This window comes from Streptomyces goshikiensis (genome assembly GCF_014650555.1).
In the GTDB taxonomy this organism is placed as follows: Bacteria; Actinomycetota; Actinomycetes; order Streptomycetales; family Streptomycetaceae; genus Streptomyces; species Streptomyces goshikiensis.
This window is the reverse complement of the sequence record NZ_BMVE01000013.1, coordinates 146,870-164,572: the sequence shown is the minus strand read 5'-3', so window position 1 is coordinate 164,572 and position 17,703 is coordinate 146,870. Positions and strand designations below refer to the sequence as shown.

Below are 17,703 nucleotides of genomic sequence, written 5' to 3'. Positions count from 1 at the left end.
GGCCGTCAGGCCCCCGGCCGCGCGCGGCTCAGGATCCGAGGATCGTGGTGAGGAACTCCCCGGTCCAGGCGAGCAGTTCCCGGCCGACCAGCGGCTTGCCGCCGACCCGGGCCGTCTTCGGCCGCGGGATCAGCACCTGCGAGGTGGCCGGCTTGAGCACCGCGCCCGGGTAGAGCCGCTTGAGCCTCAGCTCCTGCGACTCGCGCAACTCCACGGGCCCGAAGCGGACGTTGGGGCCCTGGAGGGTGATGTCCCCGACCCCGCAGGCCCGCGCCAGCATCCGCAGCCCCGCCACCAGCAGCAGGTTCTCCACCGGCTCCGGCAGCTTGCCGTAGCGGTCGGTGAGCTCCTCCCGGACGGCCTTGACGTCCGCCTCGGAGTTCGCGGAGGCGATGGCGCGGTACGCCTGAAGGCGCAGCCGCTCGCCCGGCGCGTAGTCGTGCGGGACGTGCGCGTCGACCGGCAGCTCGATCTTGACCTCCAGCGGCGGCTCCTCCTCGGCCCCGCCGTCGATCGCCGCCCGGTAGTCGGCCACGGCCTCGCCGACCATCCGGATGTAGAGGTCGAAGCCGACGCCCGCGATGTGCCCGGACTGCTCGCCGCCGAGCAGGTTGCCCGCGCCGCGGATCTCCAGGTCCTTCATCGCCACGTACATGCCGGCGCCCATCTCGGTGTGCTGGGCGATCGTCGCGAGCCGCTCGTGCGCCGTCTCGGTCAGCGGCTTCTCCGGCGGGTAGAGGAAGTACGCGTACCCGCGCTCGCGGCCCCGGCCCACCCGCCCGCGCAGCTGGTGGAGCTGGGAGAGGCCGAAGTTGTCGCCGCGCTCCACGATGAGGGTGTTGGCGTTGGAGATGTCGATGCCGGACTCGACGATCGTCGTGGAGACGAGGACGTCGAACTTCTTCTCCCAGAAGTCCACGACGACCTGTTCCAGGGCCTGTTCGGACATCTGCCCGTGCGCCGTGGCGATCCGCGCCTCGGGCACGATCTCGCGCAGCTTGGCGGCGGCCCGGTCGATGGACTCGACCCGGTTGTGGATGTAGAAGCACTGGCCCTCGCGGAGCAGCTCGCGGCGGACGGCCGCGCCGATCTGCTTCTCCTCGTAGGGGCCGACGAAGGTGAGCACCGGGTGGCGCTCCTCCGGCGGGGTGGTGATGGTCGACATCTCGCGGATGCCGGTCACCGCCATCTCCAGGGTGCGCGGGATCGGGGTCGCGGACATGGTCAGTACGTCGACGTTGGCGCGGAGCTTCTTCAGCTGCTCCTTGTGCTCGACGCCGAAGCGCTGCTCCTCGTCGACGATGACCAGGCCCAGGTCCTTGAACCTGGTCTCCTGCGAGAACAGCCGGTGCGTACCGATGACGATGTCGACCGAGCCCTCCTTCAGGCCCTCCAGGGTGGCCTTGGACTCGGTGTCGCTCTGGAAGCGGGACAGCGCCTTCACCTTGACGGGGAACTGGCTGTAGCGCTCGGAGAAGGTGCCGAAGTGCTGTTGCACCAGCAGGGTGGTGGGGACGAGGACGGCGACCTGCTTGCCGTCCTGGACCGCCTTGAAGGCCGCCCGCACGGCGATCTCGGTCTTGCCGTAGCCGACGTCGCCGCAGATCAGGCGGTCCATGGGGACGGACTTCTCCATGTCCTCCTTGACCTCGGCGATGGTGGTGAGCTGGTCGGGCGTCTCCGCGTACGGGAAGGCGTCCTCCAGTTCGCGCTGCCAGGGGGTGTCGGGGCCGAAGGTGTGGCCGGGGGCGGCCATGCGGGCGCTGTAGAGCTTGATGAGGTCGGCGGCGATCTCCTTGACCGCCTTCTTCGCGCGCGCCTTGGTCTTGGTCCAGTCGGCGCCGCCGAGCCGGTGCAGGGTCGGGGCCTCGCCGCCGACGTACTTGGTGACCTGCTCCAGCTGGTCGGTGGGGATGTAGAGGCGGTCGCCGGGCTGGCCGCGCTTGGCGGGGGCGTACTCGACGAGGAGGTACTCGCGGGTGGCGCCCTGGACGGTGCGCTGCACCATCTCGATGTAGCGGCCGACGCCGTGCTGCTCGTGGACGATGTAGTCGCCGACCTCCAGAGTGAGGGGGTCGATGGCCTTGCGGCGCCGGGTCGGCATCCGGCCCAGGTCCTTGCTGGCGGTGCGCTGGCCGGTCAGGTCGGTCTCGGTGAGGACGGCCAGCTTCAGCGCCGGGTCGACGAACCCGTTGTCGAGGGAGCCGCACGCCACGTGGACGAGGGAGGGCTCCAGGGTCCGCAGGTCCGCCTCCAGGCGGGCCGCGATGCCCTCCCCGCCGAGCACCTCGACGGTGCGGGCGGCCGGGCCGTGGCCCTCGGTGAGGTAGACGGTGTGCCAGCCGTCGGCGATCCAGCCCTTGGTGTCGGCGAGCGCGCGGGCGGTGTCGCCGCGGTAGGCCTCGGGGGCGTGCATGCCGAGCTTGAGGGTGTCGGTGCTCAGGTCGGTGTCGTCGGCGGCGAAGGGGGACACCGACCACCACATCATGCCGAGCTCGCGGGCGTGGTCGCGGACGTCCGCGATCCCGCGCAGGGAGGCCGCGCCGACGTCGATGGGGGCGTCGCCGCCGCCCGCGGTGGCCGCCCAGGAGGCCATCAGGAACTCCTGCGAGGTCGCCACCAGGTCGGCGGCCCGGGTCCGGACCCGCTCGGGGTCGCAGACCACGGCCATGGCCCCGGCGGGCAGGACGTCGATCAGCAGTTCCATGTCGTCGACGAGGACGGGGGCGAGGGACTCCATGCCCTCGACGGCGATCCCCTCGGCGATCTTGTTCAGCAGTTCGCCGAGCTCGGGATGCTCGACGGCCAGGGCCGCGGCCCGCTCGCGCACCTCGTCGGTCAGCAGCAGCTCGCGGCAGGGCGGGGCCCACAGCCCGTGCTCGGCGACCTCCAGGGACCGCTGGTCGGCGACCTTGAAGTAGCGGATCTCCTCGACGTCGTCGCCCCAGAACTCCACGCGCAGCGGGTGCTCCTCGGTGGGCGGGAACACGTCGAGGATGCCGCCGCGCACGGCGAACTCGCCGCGCTTCTCGACGAGCTCGACGCGGGCGTACGCGGCCGCCGCCAGCGCCTGCGTCACCTCGCCGAGGTCGGCGCTCTCGCCCTGGCGCAGGCTCACCGGTACGAGGTCCCCCAGCCCCTTGACCTGCGGCTGGAGAACGGAGCGGATCGGCGCGACGACGACGGAGACGGGCCCGGCGGCGGGGTCGTCCTTGCTGGGGTGCGCGAGCCGGCGCAGGACGGCGATCCGCCGGCCCACGGTGTCGCTGCGCGGCGAGAGCCGCTCGTGCGGCAGCGTCTCCCAGGACGGGTACTCCGCCACCTCGTCCGGCGGCAGCAGGGACCGCAGCGCGGCGGCCAGGTCCTCGGCCTCGCGCCCGGTGGCGGTCACGGCGAGCACGGTCCGCTCGGTGCGGCGGGCCAGCGCGGCGATCGCGAAGGGCCGCGCGGCGGGCGGGCCGACGAGGTCCACGTGCATCCGGTTGCCGTCCCCGGCCGCGGTGACCGCCTCGGCGAGGGCGGGGTCCCGGGTGACGGCGTCGAGCAGTCCGTGCAGGCTCATGAAGGAGGCTTCCGTCCGGTGAAGGTGCAACGCGAAGGGCCCGACACGTCGCACGGGCCGGGGGTTCCCACCCTACGACGCCGGTCCGTCACTCGCGCGGGGGATTGCGGTCCCCCGCAGGAGTGACGGAGCTGGCCCCGGCCCCCCGACCGGCTCTACACTAAGTCCAGCACTTAGTCCACCCTTGCGTCTCTGAGAGGCCGCGATGGAAGCAGCCCGGCAGTACAACGTGCACGAGGCGAAGACCCAGTTCTCCAAGATCCTGGAACTGGTCGCCACCGGCGAAGAGGTGATCATCAGCAAATCCGGCGAACCGGTCGCCAAGGTGATCCCGCTGGCCGGAAAGATCCAGCGCACCGATTACGGCGCGCTGAAGGGCCAGATCGAGATCTCGGACGACTTCGACGAGCTCCCCGACGGCTTCGCCGAGGCGTTCGGAGCGGACGCGTGAGCCTTCTGCTCGACACGCACGTCGTCCTGTGGTGGCTGAGCGGCGACCTGCCCGAATTGGCTCGCGACCTCCTGGCGACCGAGCGGCGCGTCTACATGAGCGCCGTCACCCCCTGGGAGATCTCCGTCAAGCAGGCGACGGGGAAGCTCCACAGCCCTGAGGACCTGGCCGTGCGCGCCCGGGACACGCAGTTCCAGGCGCTGCCGATCGTCTCGGAACACGGGGTCAGGGCCGGGCAGCTGCCCCCGCACCACAGGGATCCGTTCGACCGGATGCTGGTCGCGCAGGCACAGACCGAGGGGCTCACCCTCGTCACGCGGGACAAGTTCATCCCGCTCTACGACGTGCCCGTGCTGGCCGTCTGAAACGCCGCCGGCCCCGGGCCGCCCGGGTGGGCGGACCGGGGCCGGCGTTCCCCCGTACGACCAGCGGAGCTACTCGCTGGCGATCGCGTTCAGGACGTTCATGCGGCCCGCCCGGAAGGCCGGGACCAGGGCGGCGAACAGGCCCACGAAGGCCGAGCCGATGAACACCCCGATGATGGTGGACCACGGGATCTCCAGGACGTTCAGGTTCTGGAGTTCCAGCAGCTTCTGCGCGGTCACGCCCCAGCCCATGCCCAGCCCGAGGCCCAGCAGGGCGCCGAAGAGGGCGATGACCACCGATTCCAGGCGGATCATGCGGCGCAGCTGGCGGCGGGAGAGGCCGATGGCGCGCATCAGGCCGATCTCACGGGTCCGCTCGACCACCGAGAGGGCCAGGGTGTTCACCACGCCCAGCACCGCCACGATGATCGCGAGGGCGAGCAGTCCGTAGACCATGTTCAGCAGGGAGCCGACCTGGTCCTTGAGGGCCTGCTTGTAGTCGGCCTGGTTGCGCACCTGGTACTGCGGGTAGTCGGCCAGCGCCTTCTTGACCGCGGTGTACGCGGCCGCGTCGGACTGCCCGTCCTTCGCCGAGGCCAGCAGCATGACCGGCCGGGGCATCTTGTCGGCCGCCAGGAACTTCGCGGCCGTCGCGGTGCTGACGTAGATCGATCCCCTGTCGATGTTGCCCTCGTCGAGGGTGATCGCGGCGACCTTCAGCGTGGCGGTCCGGCCGCCGGTGAAGGCGACCTTCAGCTCGTCGCCGACCTTGACGTGGTGCTTGTCCGCGTAGATCGAGCCGACGGAGAGCGCGCCCTCGCCGAACGCCGCCGCCTGCTCCCCGGTGACCATCTTGCGCCGCAGGTCCTGGGCGTACGTCGGTTCGGTGACGGCCAGGTCGCTCTTCTCGGAGCTCCCGTCGGGGCCGGTGACCGTGGCCGGCACCTGCCGGTACGGGGTGACGTGGTCCAGGCCCTTGGCGGCGCGCAGCGCCTCCTCGGCCTGCGGCACGACCGGCTGCCCGGTCTCGGACTGGACGATGTAGTCCGCGCCCACCGTCTTGTCGAGCTCCTCGGTGGCGGAGGCCACCATGGACGAGCCGACCACGGACAGGCAGGCGACCAGCGCCAGGCCGATCATCAGCGCGGCGGCGGTGGCACCGGTACGGCGCGGGTTGCGCAGCGCGTTGCGCTCGGCGAGCCGGCCGACGGACCCGAAGGGCCGCAGCACCGCGCCGGACAGGGCCCGTACGACGACGCCGGCGAGCAGCGGGCCGATGATGATGAAGCCGATGAGGGTGAGGACCACGCCCATGCCCAGCCACATCGACCCGGGTACGGCCTCATCGGCCGACGCCGAGAGGAACAGGGCGGCTCCGCCGATCCCGGTGAGGACCAGGCCCAGGGCGGCGCGGATCCGGCCGGCCTTCTTGTCGCCGGGGGTGCCCGACTCGCGCAGGGCCGCCATCGGGGAGACCTTGCCGGCCCGGCGGGCCGGGACGAAGGCGGAGACGATGGTGACGACGACGCCGAGGAAGATGCCGAGGGCCGGTGTGGTCCAGGCGACGGTCAGGTCATCGGTGGACAGGTGCATGCCCAGCTGGCCCATGATCTTCATCAGGCCGACGGCCAGGCCCACGCCCGCGCCGACGCCCAGCAGCGAGCCGACGACACCGAGCAGGAAGGCCTCGAAGACCACCGACTTGAGGATCTGGCCGCTGTCGGCGCCGATGGCGCGCATCAGGCCGATCTCGCGGGTGCGCTGGGCGACCAGCATCGAGAACGTGTTGAAGATCAGGAAGATGCCGACGAGGAAGGCGATGCCCGCGAAGCCGAGCATCACGTACTTCATGATGTCGAGGAAGGAGCCGACGTCCTTGCGGTTGGAGTCCGCGGCTTCCTTGGCGGTCTGGAGCTTGTACGTGTCCGCGCCGACGGCGGCGGCGACGTCCCGCTTCAGCTGCTCGTCGCTCACCCCCTCCTTGGCGACCACGTTGACGTGCGTGAAGGCGTCCGTGGAACCGAGCAGACCGCGCTGCGCGGTGGCGGTGTCGAAGTAGACGACCGCCGCGCCCGGGTTGGTCACGGTGAAGGAGGCGATGCCGGAGATCTTGGCGCGCAGGTCGCCGGTGACGGCGATGGTGCGCAGCTCGTCGCCCAGCTTCAGGTGGTGCTTCTTCGCGGTGTCGGCGTCGATCATGACCTCGGTGGGGCCGCGCGGGGCCTGACCCGAGGTGATCTTCATGGACTTGAGCTCGTTGTCGCTCCAGTTGCCCGCGATGGTCGGGGCGCCGGTGGTCGAGCCCATGTTCTCGTTCTTGGAGTTGACGACCGTGACGGCCATCGAGACGACGCCGCCCTCGGCGGACTTGACCCCGTTCGCCTTCCTGACCTGCTCGACCGCCGAGGCGGGCAGCGAGTCGGGCTTGCCGGTGGCCGAGATCTCCTCGCCGCCCTCGGCCGCCTTGGGGCTGACCGTGACGTTGGAGCCGGTGACCGCGAACAGCTTGTCGAAGGTGGTGTTCATGGTGTCGGTGAACACCAGGGTGCCGCAGACGAAGGCGACGGAGAGCATGACGGCGACGGCGGAGAGCGCCATGCGCCCCTTGTGCGCGATGAAGTTGCGCCGCGAGGTCTTGAGGACGGTGTTGCTCATGAGGTCCGTCCGCGCGCGTCGAAGTCCTTCATGCGGTCGAGGACTTGCTCCGCGGAGGGCGCGAAGATCTCGTCCACGATCCGGCCGTCGGCCAGGAAGATGACGCGGTCCGCGTACGAGGCGGCCACCGGGTCGTGCGTGACCATGACGATGGTCTGGCCGAGCTCGTCCACCGAGCGGCGCAGGAAGCCGAGGACCTCGGCGCCGGCCCGGGAGTCCAGGTTTCCGGTCGGCTCGTCGCCGAAGATGATCTGCGGGCGGGCGGCGAGGGCGCGGGCGACCGCCACGCGCTGCTGCTGGCCGCCGGAGAGCTCGGTCGGGCGGTGCTTCAGGCGGCCCGCGAGGCCCACCGTCTCGACGACCCGGTTCAGCCACTCCGCGTCGGGCTTGCGGCCCGCTATGTCCATGGGGAGCGTGATGTTCTCCAGGGCGTTCAGCGTCGGCAGCAGGTTGAACGCCTGGAAGATGAAGCCGATCCGGTCGCGCCGCAGCTGGGTGAGCTTCTTGTCCTTCAGCCCGGTGATCTCGGTGTCGTCCAGGTGGATCTGGCCGCTGGTGACGGTGTCCAGACCGGCGAGGCAGTGCATCAGCGTGGACTTGCCGGAGCCCGAGGGGCCCATGATGGCGGTGAACTGGCCGCGGCGGATGTCCACGTCCACGTCGTCGAGGGCGACGACCCGCGTCTCGCCGGAGCCGTAGGCCTTGACGACCTTCCGCGCCCGGGCCGCGACGGCTGCATGCCCTCCAGTACCCCCGTGCCTGGTTTCGGTCATAGCCGTTGTCACGGTGCTTCCCCTCGTTGATGTGCGTGTTTCGCCGGTGCGGATGCAGTCTGCTGCCCGGCGGGGAGCGGGCGCGCTGGTGCCCGTGTCCGTATCCGTCCGGGGGTTAACCCCACCCCAGGGCTATCCGCCCCATGTGAATCAGTTAAAGACGCGAAGTGGCGTTCTTCCTCCTCCGCCGGGACGAACGCTCTCTGGGCCTCAGTGAGGAGCAACCCCTAGGGGGTCTCCGCCCTTTGGGGGATCCGGTGTAAGGGATACCGTCCGCCCTCCCGGGGTGAGAGGGTGTTCCCCGCCACATACGTGCACGCTGAAAGGACTTTCGGGTGGGGACAGAGGAGAGCGCCGACCACATACCGGGGACGGCGGTTTCGGCCGCCGGCAAGACCTCCGACGGCGCGCCCCCCGGCCGGCCCCCCACCCCCGTGGTCGTGTCGCTGATGCTCGGCATGGCCCTGGTCGCCCTCGACACCAGCATCGTGTCCACCGCCGTGCCCCAGATCGTCGGCGACCTCGGCGGTTTCTCCGTCTTCTCCTGGCTCTTCTCCGGCTATCTGCTCGCCGTCACCGTCACGCTGCCCGTCTACGGGAAGCTGTCCGACACCTTCGGCCGCAAGCCCGTGCTCCTCTTCGGCATCGCCCTGTTCCTCGTCGGCTCGCTGCTGTGCGCGTCCGCCTGGAACATGGCCGCCCTCATCGCCTTCCGGATCGTCCAGGGGCTGGGCGGCGGCGCCCTCCAGGGCACCGTCCAGACCCTGGCCGCCGATCTGTACCCGCTGGCGGAACGGCCCAGGATCCAGGCCCGGATGTCCGCCGTCTGGGCCTGCGCCGCCGTCGCGGGCCCCGGGATCGGCGGGCTGCTCGCCTCCTACGCGAACTGGCGCTGGATCTTCCTGCTGAACATCCCGCTGGCCGGGATGGCCCTGTGGATGATCGCCCGCCACCTGGTCGAGCCCGTACGGTCCGTCGCGCGCCGGGGCCGCATCGACTGGGCCGGCGCCCTCGGCATCTTCGCCTGCGGCGGCCTGCTGCTGTTCGCGCTGGTGCAGGGCGGGGTCGCCTGGCCCTGGCTGTCCGCGCCCTCGCTGGGACTGCTGGGCACGAGCGCGGTGCTGGGCGGCGTGGTGTTCTGGGTGGAGCGCCGGGCCGAGGAGCCGATCCTGCCCGGCTGGGTGTGGCGCAGGCGGACCATCGCCGCCGTCAACCTGGCCCTGGGGGCGCTCGGGCTGCTGATGGTGGCCCCGATGCTGTTCGTCCCGACGTACGCCCAGTCCGTGCTCGGCCTCGGCCCGACCGGCGCCGGGTTCGTCATGTCCACCATGACCCTGAGCTGGCCCATCTCCGCCGCCCTGAGCCAGCACGTCTACCGGCGCATCGGCTTCCGCAACACCGCCGTGGTGGGCAGCTCCCTCGCCGCCGTGATCCTGTTCTCCTTCACCCTGCTGCCGGCGGACGCCGAACCCTGGCTGCCCGCGCTGATCATGCTGCTGCTGGGCGGGGCGCTGGGGCTGTGCCAGCTGCCGCTGATCATCGGGGTCCAGTCAACCGTGGGCTGGGCGGAGCGCGGCACCGCGACGGCCTCCATCCTGTTCTCCCGCCAGGTCGGCCAGAGCGTCGGGGCGGCCCTGCTGGGCGCCGTCGCCAACGCGACCATCGCCGCCCGGCTGGTGGACGCCCCGATGCCCGGGCTCCCGGACAACCTGGACGACGTCTCCAAGGCCCTGGACGCGCCGGCGCAGCTCCCGGCGGCCGCCGCCGACTACCTGCGGGGCGCCATCACCGCCGCCGTGGACCACGTCTTCCTGGGCGCGACGGCAGCCGCCGTACTGGCCGTACTGGCGCTGCTGCTGTTGGCGCCCCGGCGGTTCCCCGTCCTGCCGGAGCAGCGCGAGGAATAGCCGGGTTGTCATGGCCGGGGCGAAGATTGTCTCCTTGCCGGAGACCCGACCCAGGCAACCGATCCGGGGGAACCACATGACGTCCGCGCTCTTCGCACTCGCTTTACTGGCCGCCCTGGCCGTACCGACCGCCCTGCGCCTGCGCCGCGCCCCGGGCTTCGTCACCGGCCGCGACGGCCGGCTGTCCACCTCCACCACCCTGGCCCTGGCCTGGACGGTGATCCTGCTCTGGCTGCTGCTCACGATCCTCGGCTACGGGCTCACGGCGGGCGGCGGCGCCGGCTGGTTCCAGGGGGAGCACGGCCCGCTCTCCTCGCTCACCACCGTGTACCTGCCGCTGCTCGGCGGCCCGTACGTGGCGCTGATCGCGGCCAAGGCGGTCGTCGGGATGCGCGTCGAGAGCGGCACGATGGCCAAGCCCGCGCCGAAGCCCAGCACGACCGGGCGGCGCCCGCTGCGGGAGCTGATCGCGAACGACAGCGGCCGGACCGACCTCGTCGACCTCCAGTACGTCGCGCTCAGCGCCGTCACCATGCTCTACGTCGTGCTGTTCTTCCTCTCCGACGTCGGCGCGGGCCTGCCGGACCTGCCCGGGGAGATATGGGCCCTGACGGGGGCTCCGGCGGGCGCGTACCTGGTGAACAAGATGGCCGTCCGCCCCAACCCGGTGATCACCCACGTCACCGTGGCGGACGGGATCCTCACGGTCGAAGGCGGCGGCTTCGCCCCGGACCCGGCGGGCACCCCGGCGCGGGTCACGGTGGACGACACGGTCGTACCGACCGCCCCCGACCCCCTGACGGGCGCCCTCACGGGCCCCCTCCCCACGGGCGCCGGCCCCGCCTTCACGGTGGTGGTCACCGCCCGAGGGCTGCGCAGCGACCCGTACACCTACACCCCGGCCCCGGTGCCCGCGTCGGCTTGACCGGGCTTCCCGTGGCGGGCGTAGTACCGGGCCACCCGGGCGCGATTGCCGCAGGCCGAGGCCACGCACCAGCGGCGGCGGGGATTCGCCGGGAGGAACAGCAGGACGCAGTCCGCCCCCTCGCACTCCCGGACCTCGCCCACCCGGGGGTCGGTCAGCAGCTCCGCCACCGCCTCGGCCAGCTCCGCCGCGAGCCGCAGGGCCGGGGCGGCCGCCCGGCGCTCCGGCGCGGCCAGCCCCTCGCCCCACACCAGCTCCCGGTGCGCGGGCGCGGCGGCCATCGCCGCGTTCAGCGCGCGCAGCGCCCCGGCCGGGGGCCGCTCCCCGCGCCGGACCGCCGCGAGCGCGGGGCCGGCGGCCTCCCGTACGGCGTGCACGGCCGCCACCTCGGCCGCGCCGACCCCGTCGAGCGGCGCCACCCGGCCCGCCTGCGCGGCCAGCCACTCCCCGAGCCCCACCGGGCCGGCGATGAGGTCCCCGGCGCCGGCGGGCCGGGTGTTGAGCAGGTCCAGAGCCAGGGGTTCACCGATGAGCGGAAAGTTCACTGTCACCCTCCTAACGCTACCTCACCCACTTGACCCATTAGCCAACTCCGGTCAAACTAATGCCACAAACACCACTGGAGGCATGTGATGACCACTCGGACCGTCCGGCACCAGACCATCGAGGTCGCCGGCGTACGCGTCGCCTACCGCGAGAGCGGCCCCGCCGACGCACCGGTACTGCTGCTCCTGCACGGCTTCCCGACCTCCTCCCACCAGTTCGCCCGCCTGATGGACGCGCTCGGCGACACCCCGTACCGCCTGATCGCCCCGGACTACCCCGGCTTCGGCCGCACCGAGGCCCCGCCGGCGTTCACGTACACCTTCGACCGGCTCGCGGACGTCGTGGAGGGCTTCACCGACGCGCTCGGCCTGGACCGCTTCGCGCTGTACGTCTTCGACTACGGCGCCCCGGTCGGCCTGCGGGTCGCCACGCGGCGGCCGGAGCGGGTGACGGGCCTGATCGTGCAGAACGGCAACGCCTACGAGGAGGGCCTCTCGGACGCGGCCCGGGCCTTCGCCGCACTGCGGCGGGAGGTGCCGGGCGACGAGGAGAAGGTGCGCGACCTCTTCAGCGCGGAGGGCGTCCGCTTCCAGTACGAGACGGGCGTCGCCGACCAGACCCTGGTCTCACCGGACGGCCGGGCGCTGGACCTCCACTACCTCGGCCTGCCGGGGCGCGCCGAGGCACAGGCCGACCTGACCTTCGACTACGCCTCGAACTTCACGCACTACCCCGCCTGGCAGGCGTGGCTCCGCTCGGCGGGGATCCCGGTACTGGTGCTGTGGGGCGCGGGCGACCCCTTCTTCACGACGGCGGGCGCGAAGGCGTACCTCCGCGACGTGCCGGACGCGGAGCTGCACCTCTTCGAAGGCGCGGGCCACTTCGCCCTGGAAACCCACCTGGACCGCATCACCCCCCTGATCGCAAACGCCCTCCCCCACCTCACCAACGCCTCCACCGCCGAGGCTGAAGTACATCGGCGAGGCTGAAATGAGGCGGGGCCGGACGCACAGGAGGGGCCGGTGGCGGGGGTGGGGTGGGGTGCTGTCCGGGACGTAAAACGTGATTTGTGGCGCGCAGGGAGCCGCAAGACGACAGCGCCCGACCGGCCGCCATAAATCATGCAGTCCCGGACAGCACCCCACCCCACCCCCGCCACCGGCCCCGCCCCACCCCACCCACCCCACCCCACCCCCGGGCACCCGCCTCAGCCCTCCGCAGGAGCCCGCCCCGTAAGAGCCGCCAGGCTGGAGCGGACGTGGTTCATGTGCGCCCGCATCTCCTCCTGCGACTCCTCGTGCTCCCGCAGGATCCGCTCCGTCTCCCGCCCCACCCGCTCCTCCCGCACCCGCGCCGCCGCCACCAGCTCCGCGCCCCGCGCCTCCGCGTCCTCCTGCCCGTGCCGCGCCGCCTCCTCCGCCTCCGCCAACGCCCGCCGCGCCTCCGCGAGACCGGCCTCCGCGCGCCGGTCCAGCTCCAGGAGCCGCGCCTCCAGCTCCCCCTCCCGCGCCGCCAGCTCCCGCTCCGCCGCGTCCCGCCGCTCCGCCCGCTCCTGCTCCCGCTCCGCGAGCAACGCCTGCGACCGCCGCTCCATCTCCGCCAGCGCCGCCGAGGCCTCCGCCCGCCACGCCGCCGCCTCGTCCCTCGCCCCGCCCCGCTCCTCGTCCGCCTCCCGCTGCGCCCGCAGCAGCAACTGCCGCGCCCGGACCTCGGTCTGCTCCCGCACCGCCTCCGCGTCGTGCCCCGCCAGCTCCGTCACCCGGTCGGCATGCGCCTCGGCCGCGCCCTGGATGGCCAAGGCGTCCGCCCCGGCCTCGTCCCGTACCGCCTCGGCCTCCTCCTCCGCCAGCAGCAGGATCCGACGGGCGCGCTCGCTCAGGTCGTCGTACCGCTGCGGGGCCAGCTCGGCCACCGCCTCGCGCAGCCGCCCCGCCTCCGCCTCCATCCGCTTCGCCAGGACCGTCAGCCGTGCCACCCGTTCCCAGGCCTCGTCCCGGCTGTCCGACAGCCGCGCGAGATACCGGTCGACCTGCTCCATCCGGTAGCCGCGACCGCGCACGGTCCCGAGGCCCTGGCCGTGAGGTGACATGGGTGCACTCATCCTGGAAGCGCCTCTCTCGCGGGGATTCCTGTCAAGGATGCGTCATTTGCTCCCAGAAGCCGGAATGGCCGGGCCGAGACCCCCGTCAAGGGGTCCCGGCCCGGCCACCAGACCGATCACGCGGTCAACAGGCGCTCAGAGCAGCCCGTCCCACATCTGCTCCAGCAACACCGACCACCAGTTCTCCGGCGAAGCCAGCGCCGCGCTGTCCAGGCCCGCCAGATTCGCCTGGAAATCGACGGTCCAGCGGCCCGCCTGCTCCGGCGTCAGATGCTGCCGCAGCCGCCACATGTGACCCAGCATCGCCAGCGAACGCGCGAACTGCGGCAGGCTCGAATTCACGAACTGCGGCGGCACCGGAGCACCACCCGGACCGGCCTCCACCGGGACCGCCACTATGTGCGCCGTCCCGTACTGCACGCACAGCGCCTTGCCGAAGTCGCTGCCGACGACCAGGTACGAACCCGCGTCCGACGCGGCCTGCACCTGCCGCTGCGCGGCCAGCTCGGCCAGCGTCGGCACCGGCGCGCCCGGTACCGCCTGCGCCCAGAAGAACGGGCCGAAGTCCACCGGCAGACCCGCCCACACCAGCGTCTGCGCGACGATGTCCGGCACGCCCTGGCGGGACACCGCCCGCTGCTCGAACCGGAACACGCCCTGCGGACCGAACGCCGCCGCCAGTTCCTGGCCGATGGCCTCCAGCGGAATCGCCGGCTGGAGCGGCACCTGCGGCAGCGGCGCCCGTACCGGCGCGGGGCGCGCCGGACCGTCCGCCACCTGGTGCAGCTCGCCCTGGTGCGTGAGCAGGTGCCGCATGCCCTGCTGACGGCCCGCGTGGTCGGTCCCGTACGGGGCCACGCTGGTGATCCGCACTTGCGGCCAGGTCTCCCGGATCATCCGGGCGCAGTAACCGCCGGGCAGCTCGCACGAGGCCAGCTCGGTGTGCAGCTCCAGCACCTGCTGCGGCGGCACGTTCATGGCGCGCAGCTCGTACAGGATCTGCCACTCCGGGTGCGGAGTGCCGGGCGCCGAGCGGCGGATGAGCTGCTGCTCGGAGCCGTCGGGCGCGCGGTAGCGCAGCACGGCCTGGTACCCGGGACCCACGGTGGGCACCCCGGACGGCGCGGCGGGACCGGGCGGCTGCGGCGGCTGCGGCGCACCGGGAGGCCCCGGCGGCTGCGGCACGACACCCGGACCGGCCAGCATCGTGGCGGCATGATGCGCCCCACCGGGCACCCCAGGCGCACCGGGCGCACCGGGCGCACCGGGAGGCCCGGGCGGCGTAGGCGCCCCCGGCGGCCCGGGCGGCTGCACAACGGCCGGACCGGCGAGCATCGTCGCGGCATGATCGAGCCCACGCCCCAGCGACCCGGGAGCCCCAGGAGGCCCCGGCGGCGCAGGCGCACCGGGCGGCCCCGGCGGCTGCGGCACGACACCCGGACCGGCCAGCATGGTCGCGGCATGATGCGCCCCACCAGGCGCACCAGGCGCACCGGGAGGCCCGGGCGGCGTAGGCGCCCCCGGCGCCCCCGGCGGCTGCACAACGGCCGGACCGGCGAGCATCGTCGCGGCATGATCGAGCCCACGCCCCAGCGACCCGGGAGCCCCGGGAGGCCCCGGCGGCGCAGGCGCACCGGGCGGCCCCGGCGGCTGCGGCACCACACCCGGACCCGCGAGCATCGTCGCGGCGTGGTCGAGCCCGCCACCCGGCGACCCGGCAGGACCGGGCGGCGGCGTCGGCGGACCGGGAGGCGTCGGCGGAACGGCCGGCGCACCCGGCCGGTTCACGGTGGCCTTGCCCGTCGGCGCGTCGGCGATGTCCGCCGAGCCCACCGCCACGGCGGGCGCGATCGCGGTCTCCGGCAGCCGGCTGCCACCCGCCATCAGGGTGGTCTTCGCCTCCGCGGCGACCCCGGAGGACGGCGCGTCCTCCAGGTCCGACCCGGACAGCGGCGGCGCGAACACGGTCGCGGGCAGCGGCACGGACGCGTCGTCCCCACCGGAGTTCACATCGGTCCCGGCCCACGGCGTGGCACCGGCCGGCACCCCGTCGTTGGCGGTGGGCTCGTACGGCACCTCGCCGCCGCGCCGCAGCGGCACGGGCTCGGCCGGAGCCACCGGTGCCGGCGCCTCCGAAGCCGGAGCGGCCTCCGCGGCGGCCGGCGCCGCAGCCGAATCCCCGCCCGAAGAAGCCCCACCCGAAGAAGAAGACGGCACCGCCCGCGGAATCCCCGCCCGGTCCGCCGCCTCCTGCAACCACTCCGGCGGGCTCAGCATGAACGAGGTCTGCTCCGCGTCGATCCGCGGCGTCGGCACCGAGGCCTCCGCCGCCGGCGCGGCCGCGACCCCGTACTCCTCCTCGTACCGACGGATCACCTCACCCACCGGCAGCCCCGGCCACAGCGTCACCTCCCCGCTGTCCCGCGCGATGACCAGCCTCTGCCGCCCACCACCGGACACCGGACCGGCGGCGCGGTCCTCGGCCCACAGCACGAAGCCGAGCCCGAACTCCCGTACCCGCACCTCACGGTGCTGGTACGCGGGCACGTCCGCGTTGATCCATTCCTCGGCGCGCTCCTGCGCCTGCGCGAAGGTCACCACCGCGCCGTCACCCCTCATCCGCGGCGGAACGCGACACGGGAACCGAGCGCGCGAATCCGCCGTCCACCATCAGACCGGCCACCGTCTCCAGCTCCGGCGGGTTCCCCGCCAGCCGCTCAAGAAAGGCGTCGAAATCAACGCCGCACGGCAGCAACAGCCGCTCCACGCGCTCCTGCACCGACCAGCCGTCCCGGTCGCGCGCGTCGTCGTACGGGGAGAACCACACCGAGCCGAGGCCCTCGCCCTTCACCTTCACCGCGAGCAGCCCGCCCTGTACGAAGGCCACGCACAGGTAGTCCTTCGTCAGGTGGTCCCGCAGGCACTTGTTGACGTAGACGAGGTCGTTGACCGCCGCCTCCTCGCGCACCGTGAAGAACGGCTGGTCCACCAGCACGCCCAGCTCCACGTCCAGCCCGGCGCCCATCGGCGCGCAGCCTCCCGCGGCCTTCAGGAACGCCCGGTACGCCTCAGGCAACCGGTACCCGAGGTCCTCCTCGACGCCCTGCACCTGCTGCTCGGAGACCGACACCACCGACTTCGGCAGCCCCATGTGCACCGGGCGCAGCTCCTGCAGCGGTCGCGTGCCGCGCTTCTCGTGGTCCACCGGCGCCGTCACCAGCCCCGCGTGATGGCGGAGCAGTGCCTTCACCTCGACGGGCACGAGTTCCATGCGGCGGGAACCCGCCACGTGGTGCCACGTCCAGCCGTGCGGGGTCGCCACCGGACCGACGGTGTCCCACAGCGCGTGCCCGGACGCCCGCATCGCCGCGTTCGCGGAGACGTAGTCCGTCAGCCGCAGCTCGTCCACGCCGAAACCCTCCGGCGGCTCGGCGATCTCCACCGCGGCGCGCGCGTACGGCGCGAGATCAGGATGTCCCTCGCCGTCCATCCGTACGCCGTGGGGATGCCGAGCGGCCCGGACCGGGTCCGGGAAATGCACGACCTGCCCCGAATAAGCGGCGTTGGGTGGCGCGGCATGCTGCCCGAGCCGACCTGTCGTCATGGCGGTAGCCCCCTGCTGGATCTGGCTGGTTCACCACAGCCTATGTGGTCCGGCAAGAGGCTCACCCGCCCGCGACCCGCCCGCGCGCGGCGGGGCCAGGAACATCCGAATTGATACGAATATTCGACCCCGCTTCCACACGGCAGAGGACATTTGACAGGCTGTCCCCGCGGCACGGGGGCGTGCGCGACAGCGGCCACCACCGCGGCCACGGGAGGGAACACGACCATGCAGAACACGGCGTCACGTACGGGCCCGACACCCGCCGACGACGGCAATGCCGCGGCGGAGACCGGGCAGAACGCCGCGGCCACGGCCGCCGGCGGTGATCCCCGGCTGCGCTGGAGCAGCACCGACGGCCCCGCCGTCCCCGTGCTCCGCTTCCGCCGCGACGGCATCCTCCCCACCGTCGCCGCCGCGCTGTCCGTCCGCGGCGAGACGCTCACCAGCACCGCCGGCAAGGGCGATCAGCCGCCCGCCCTGCACCCGCTCGTCCAGGACTTCCTCGACACCCTCACCAGCGGCCAGCGGGAACGCTTCACCGGCCGCTGTCCCGAGGCGATACTGCTCTCCCGCCACCTCTCCGCGATCGAGGGGGCCCGCAGCAAGCGCGCCTCCCGCAAGCCCCTCACCGCGAGCGAGGCGCGCCGCTCGCTCAAGAACTCCAAGATCACCGCCCGTCGCATCCGCGAGGACGGCGACCCCCTGCACGGCAGCTACGCGCCTCCCTGCCGCTCCTGCGACGCACTGCTCTCCCACTTCGGCGTCCGCTCCATCGACCTCACGCCCGCCCCGCAGAAGGCCTGACCGCACC

At 72.8% G+C, this 17,703-nt stretch carries 13 protein-coding genes; 6 read left to right on the top strand and 7 right to left on the bottom strand.

Going from position 1 to position 17,703, the window contains the following annotated elements:
• Positions 1 to 28 precede the first annotated feature (28 nt).
• Positions 29 to 3,562: a transcription-repair coupling factor gene (gene mfd / locus IE248_RS29765; RefSeq protein WP_037793426.1), complete on the bottom strand. Its 3,534-nt coding sequence runs from the start codon at positions 3,560 to 3,562 to the stop codon at positions 29 to 31.
• A 205-nt stretch (positions 3,563 to 3,767) separates the two neighbouring features.
• On the opposite strand from mfd, the gene IE248_RS29760 reads away from it, so the two are divergent.
• Positions 3,768 to 4,013, top strand: coding sequence for a type II toxin-antitoxin system Phd/YefM family antitoxin (locus IE248_RS29760; protein WP_008741730.1), 246 nt, complete (start codon positions 3,768 to 3,770; stop codon positions 4,011 to 4,013).
• The gene (locus tag IE248_RS29755) at positions 4,010 to 4,378 is read left to right on the top strand and encodes a type II toxin-antitoxin system VapC family toxin (protein WP_008741729.1); all 369 of its coding nucleotides are present in this window, start codon (positions 4,010 to 4,012) and stop codon (positions 4,376 to 4,378) included. Before IE248_RS29760 ends, IE248_RS29755 begins: the two co-directional genes overlap by 4 nt.
• Before the next feature lie 69 nt (positions 4,379 to 4,447).
• Here the strand turns inward: IE248_RS29755 and IE248_RS29750 are convergent, their stop codons facing one another.
• Together IE248_RS29750 and IE248_RS29745 are read right to left on the bottom strand one after the other, a co-directional pair.
• The gene (locus tag IE248_RS29750; RefSeq protein ID WP_190032197.1) at positions 4,448 to 7,033 is read right to left on the bottom strand and encodes an ABC transporter permease; all 2,586 of its coding nucleotides are present in this window, start codon (positions 7,031 to 7,033) and stop codon (positions 4,448 to 4,450) included.
• A complete protein-coding gene (locus IE248_RS29745) occupies positions 7,030 to 7,806 on the bottom strand; it encodes an ABC transporter ATP-binding protein (protein ID WP_008741727.1) in 777 nt (258 codons plus the stop codon). Before IE248_RS29745 ends, IE248_RS29750 begins: the two co-directional genes overlap by 4 nt.
• Before the next feature lie 335 nt (positions 7,807 to 8,141).
• On the opposite strand from IE248_RS29745, the gene IE248_RS29740 reads away from it, so the two are divergent.
• Both IE248_RS29740 and IE248_RS29735 read left to right on the top strand, forming a co-directional pair.
• Positions 8,142 to 9,713 (top strand): MFS transporter, encoded by a 1,572-nt coding sequence (locus tag IE248_RS29740; RefSeq protein WP_190032196.1) that lies wholly within the window; start codon positions 8,142 to 8,144, stop codon positions 9,711 to 9,713.
• Positions 9,714 to 9,789: 76 nt separating this feature from the next.
• Positions 9,790 to 10,638, top strand: a complete 849-nt coding sequence (locus IE248_RS29735; RefSeq protein ID WP_229895606.1) for a hypothetical protein — start codon at positions 9,790 to 9,792, stop codon at positions 10,636 to 10,638.
• Here the strand turns inward: IE248_RS29735 and IE248_RS29730 are convergent.
• Complete coding sequence (locus IE248_RS29730) at positions 10,605 to 11,189, bottom strand: CGNR zinc finger domain-containing protein (RefSeq protein ID WP_100583064.1); 585 nt, start codon at positions 11,187 to 11,189, stop codon at positions 10,605 to 10,607. The genes IE248_RS29735 and IE248_RS29730 overlap by 34 nt on opposite strands.
• Positions 11,190 to 11,270: 81 nt before the next feature.
• Here IE248_RS29730 and IE248_RS29725 point away from each other — a divergent pair, with 81 nt between their 5' ends.
• Complete coding sequence (locus IE248_RS29725; protein ID WP_190032194.1) at positions 11,271 to 12,173, top strand: alpha/beta fold hydrolase; 903 nt, start codon at positions 11,271 to 11,273, stop codon at positions 12,171 to 12,173.
• Between the two features lie 218 nt (positions 12,174 to 12,391).
• On the opposite strand, the gene IE248_RS29720 is transcribed toward IE248_RS29725, so the two are convergent.
• The 3 genes from IE248_RS29720 to IE248_RS29710 form a co-directional block, all read right to left on the bottom strand.
• Complete coding sequence (locus IE248_RS29720) at positions 12,392 to 13,273, bottom strand: DivIVA domain-containing protein (RefSeq protein ID WP_100583066.1); 882 nt, start codon at positions 13,271 to 13,273, stop codon at positions 12,392 to 12,394.
• 147 nt (positions 13,274 to 13,420) lie between these two features.
• Positions 13,421 to 15,886 carry an SUKH-4 family immunity protein gene (locus tag IE248_RS29715; protein ID WP_190032193.1) on the bottom strand — a complete coding sequence of 822 codons (2,466 nt, stop codon included), beginning with the start codon at positions 15,884 to 15,886 and terminating at the stop codon, positions 13,421 to 13,423.
• Between the two features lie 7 nt (positions 15,887 to 15,893).
• Entirely contained in the window at positions 15,894 to 16,889 is a 996-nt protein-coding gene (locus IE248_RS29710; protein ID WP_008741869.1) for an SMI1/KNR4 family protein, read from the bottom strand.
• A gap of 228 nt (positions 16,890 to 17,117) precedes the next feature.
• On the opposite strand from IE248_RS29710, the gene IE248_RS29705 reads away from it, so the two are divergent.
• On the top strand, positions 17,118 to 17,696 hold the full coding sequence (locus IE248_RS29705) for a YwqJ-related putative deaminase (protein WP_008741868.1): 579 nt from the start codon (positions 17,118 to 17,120) through the stop codon (positions 17,694 to 17,696).
• The last annotated feature ends 7 nt before the right edge of the window (positions 17,697 to 17,703 follow it).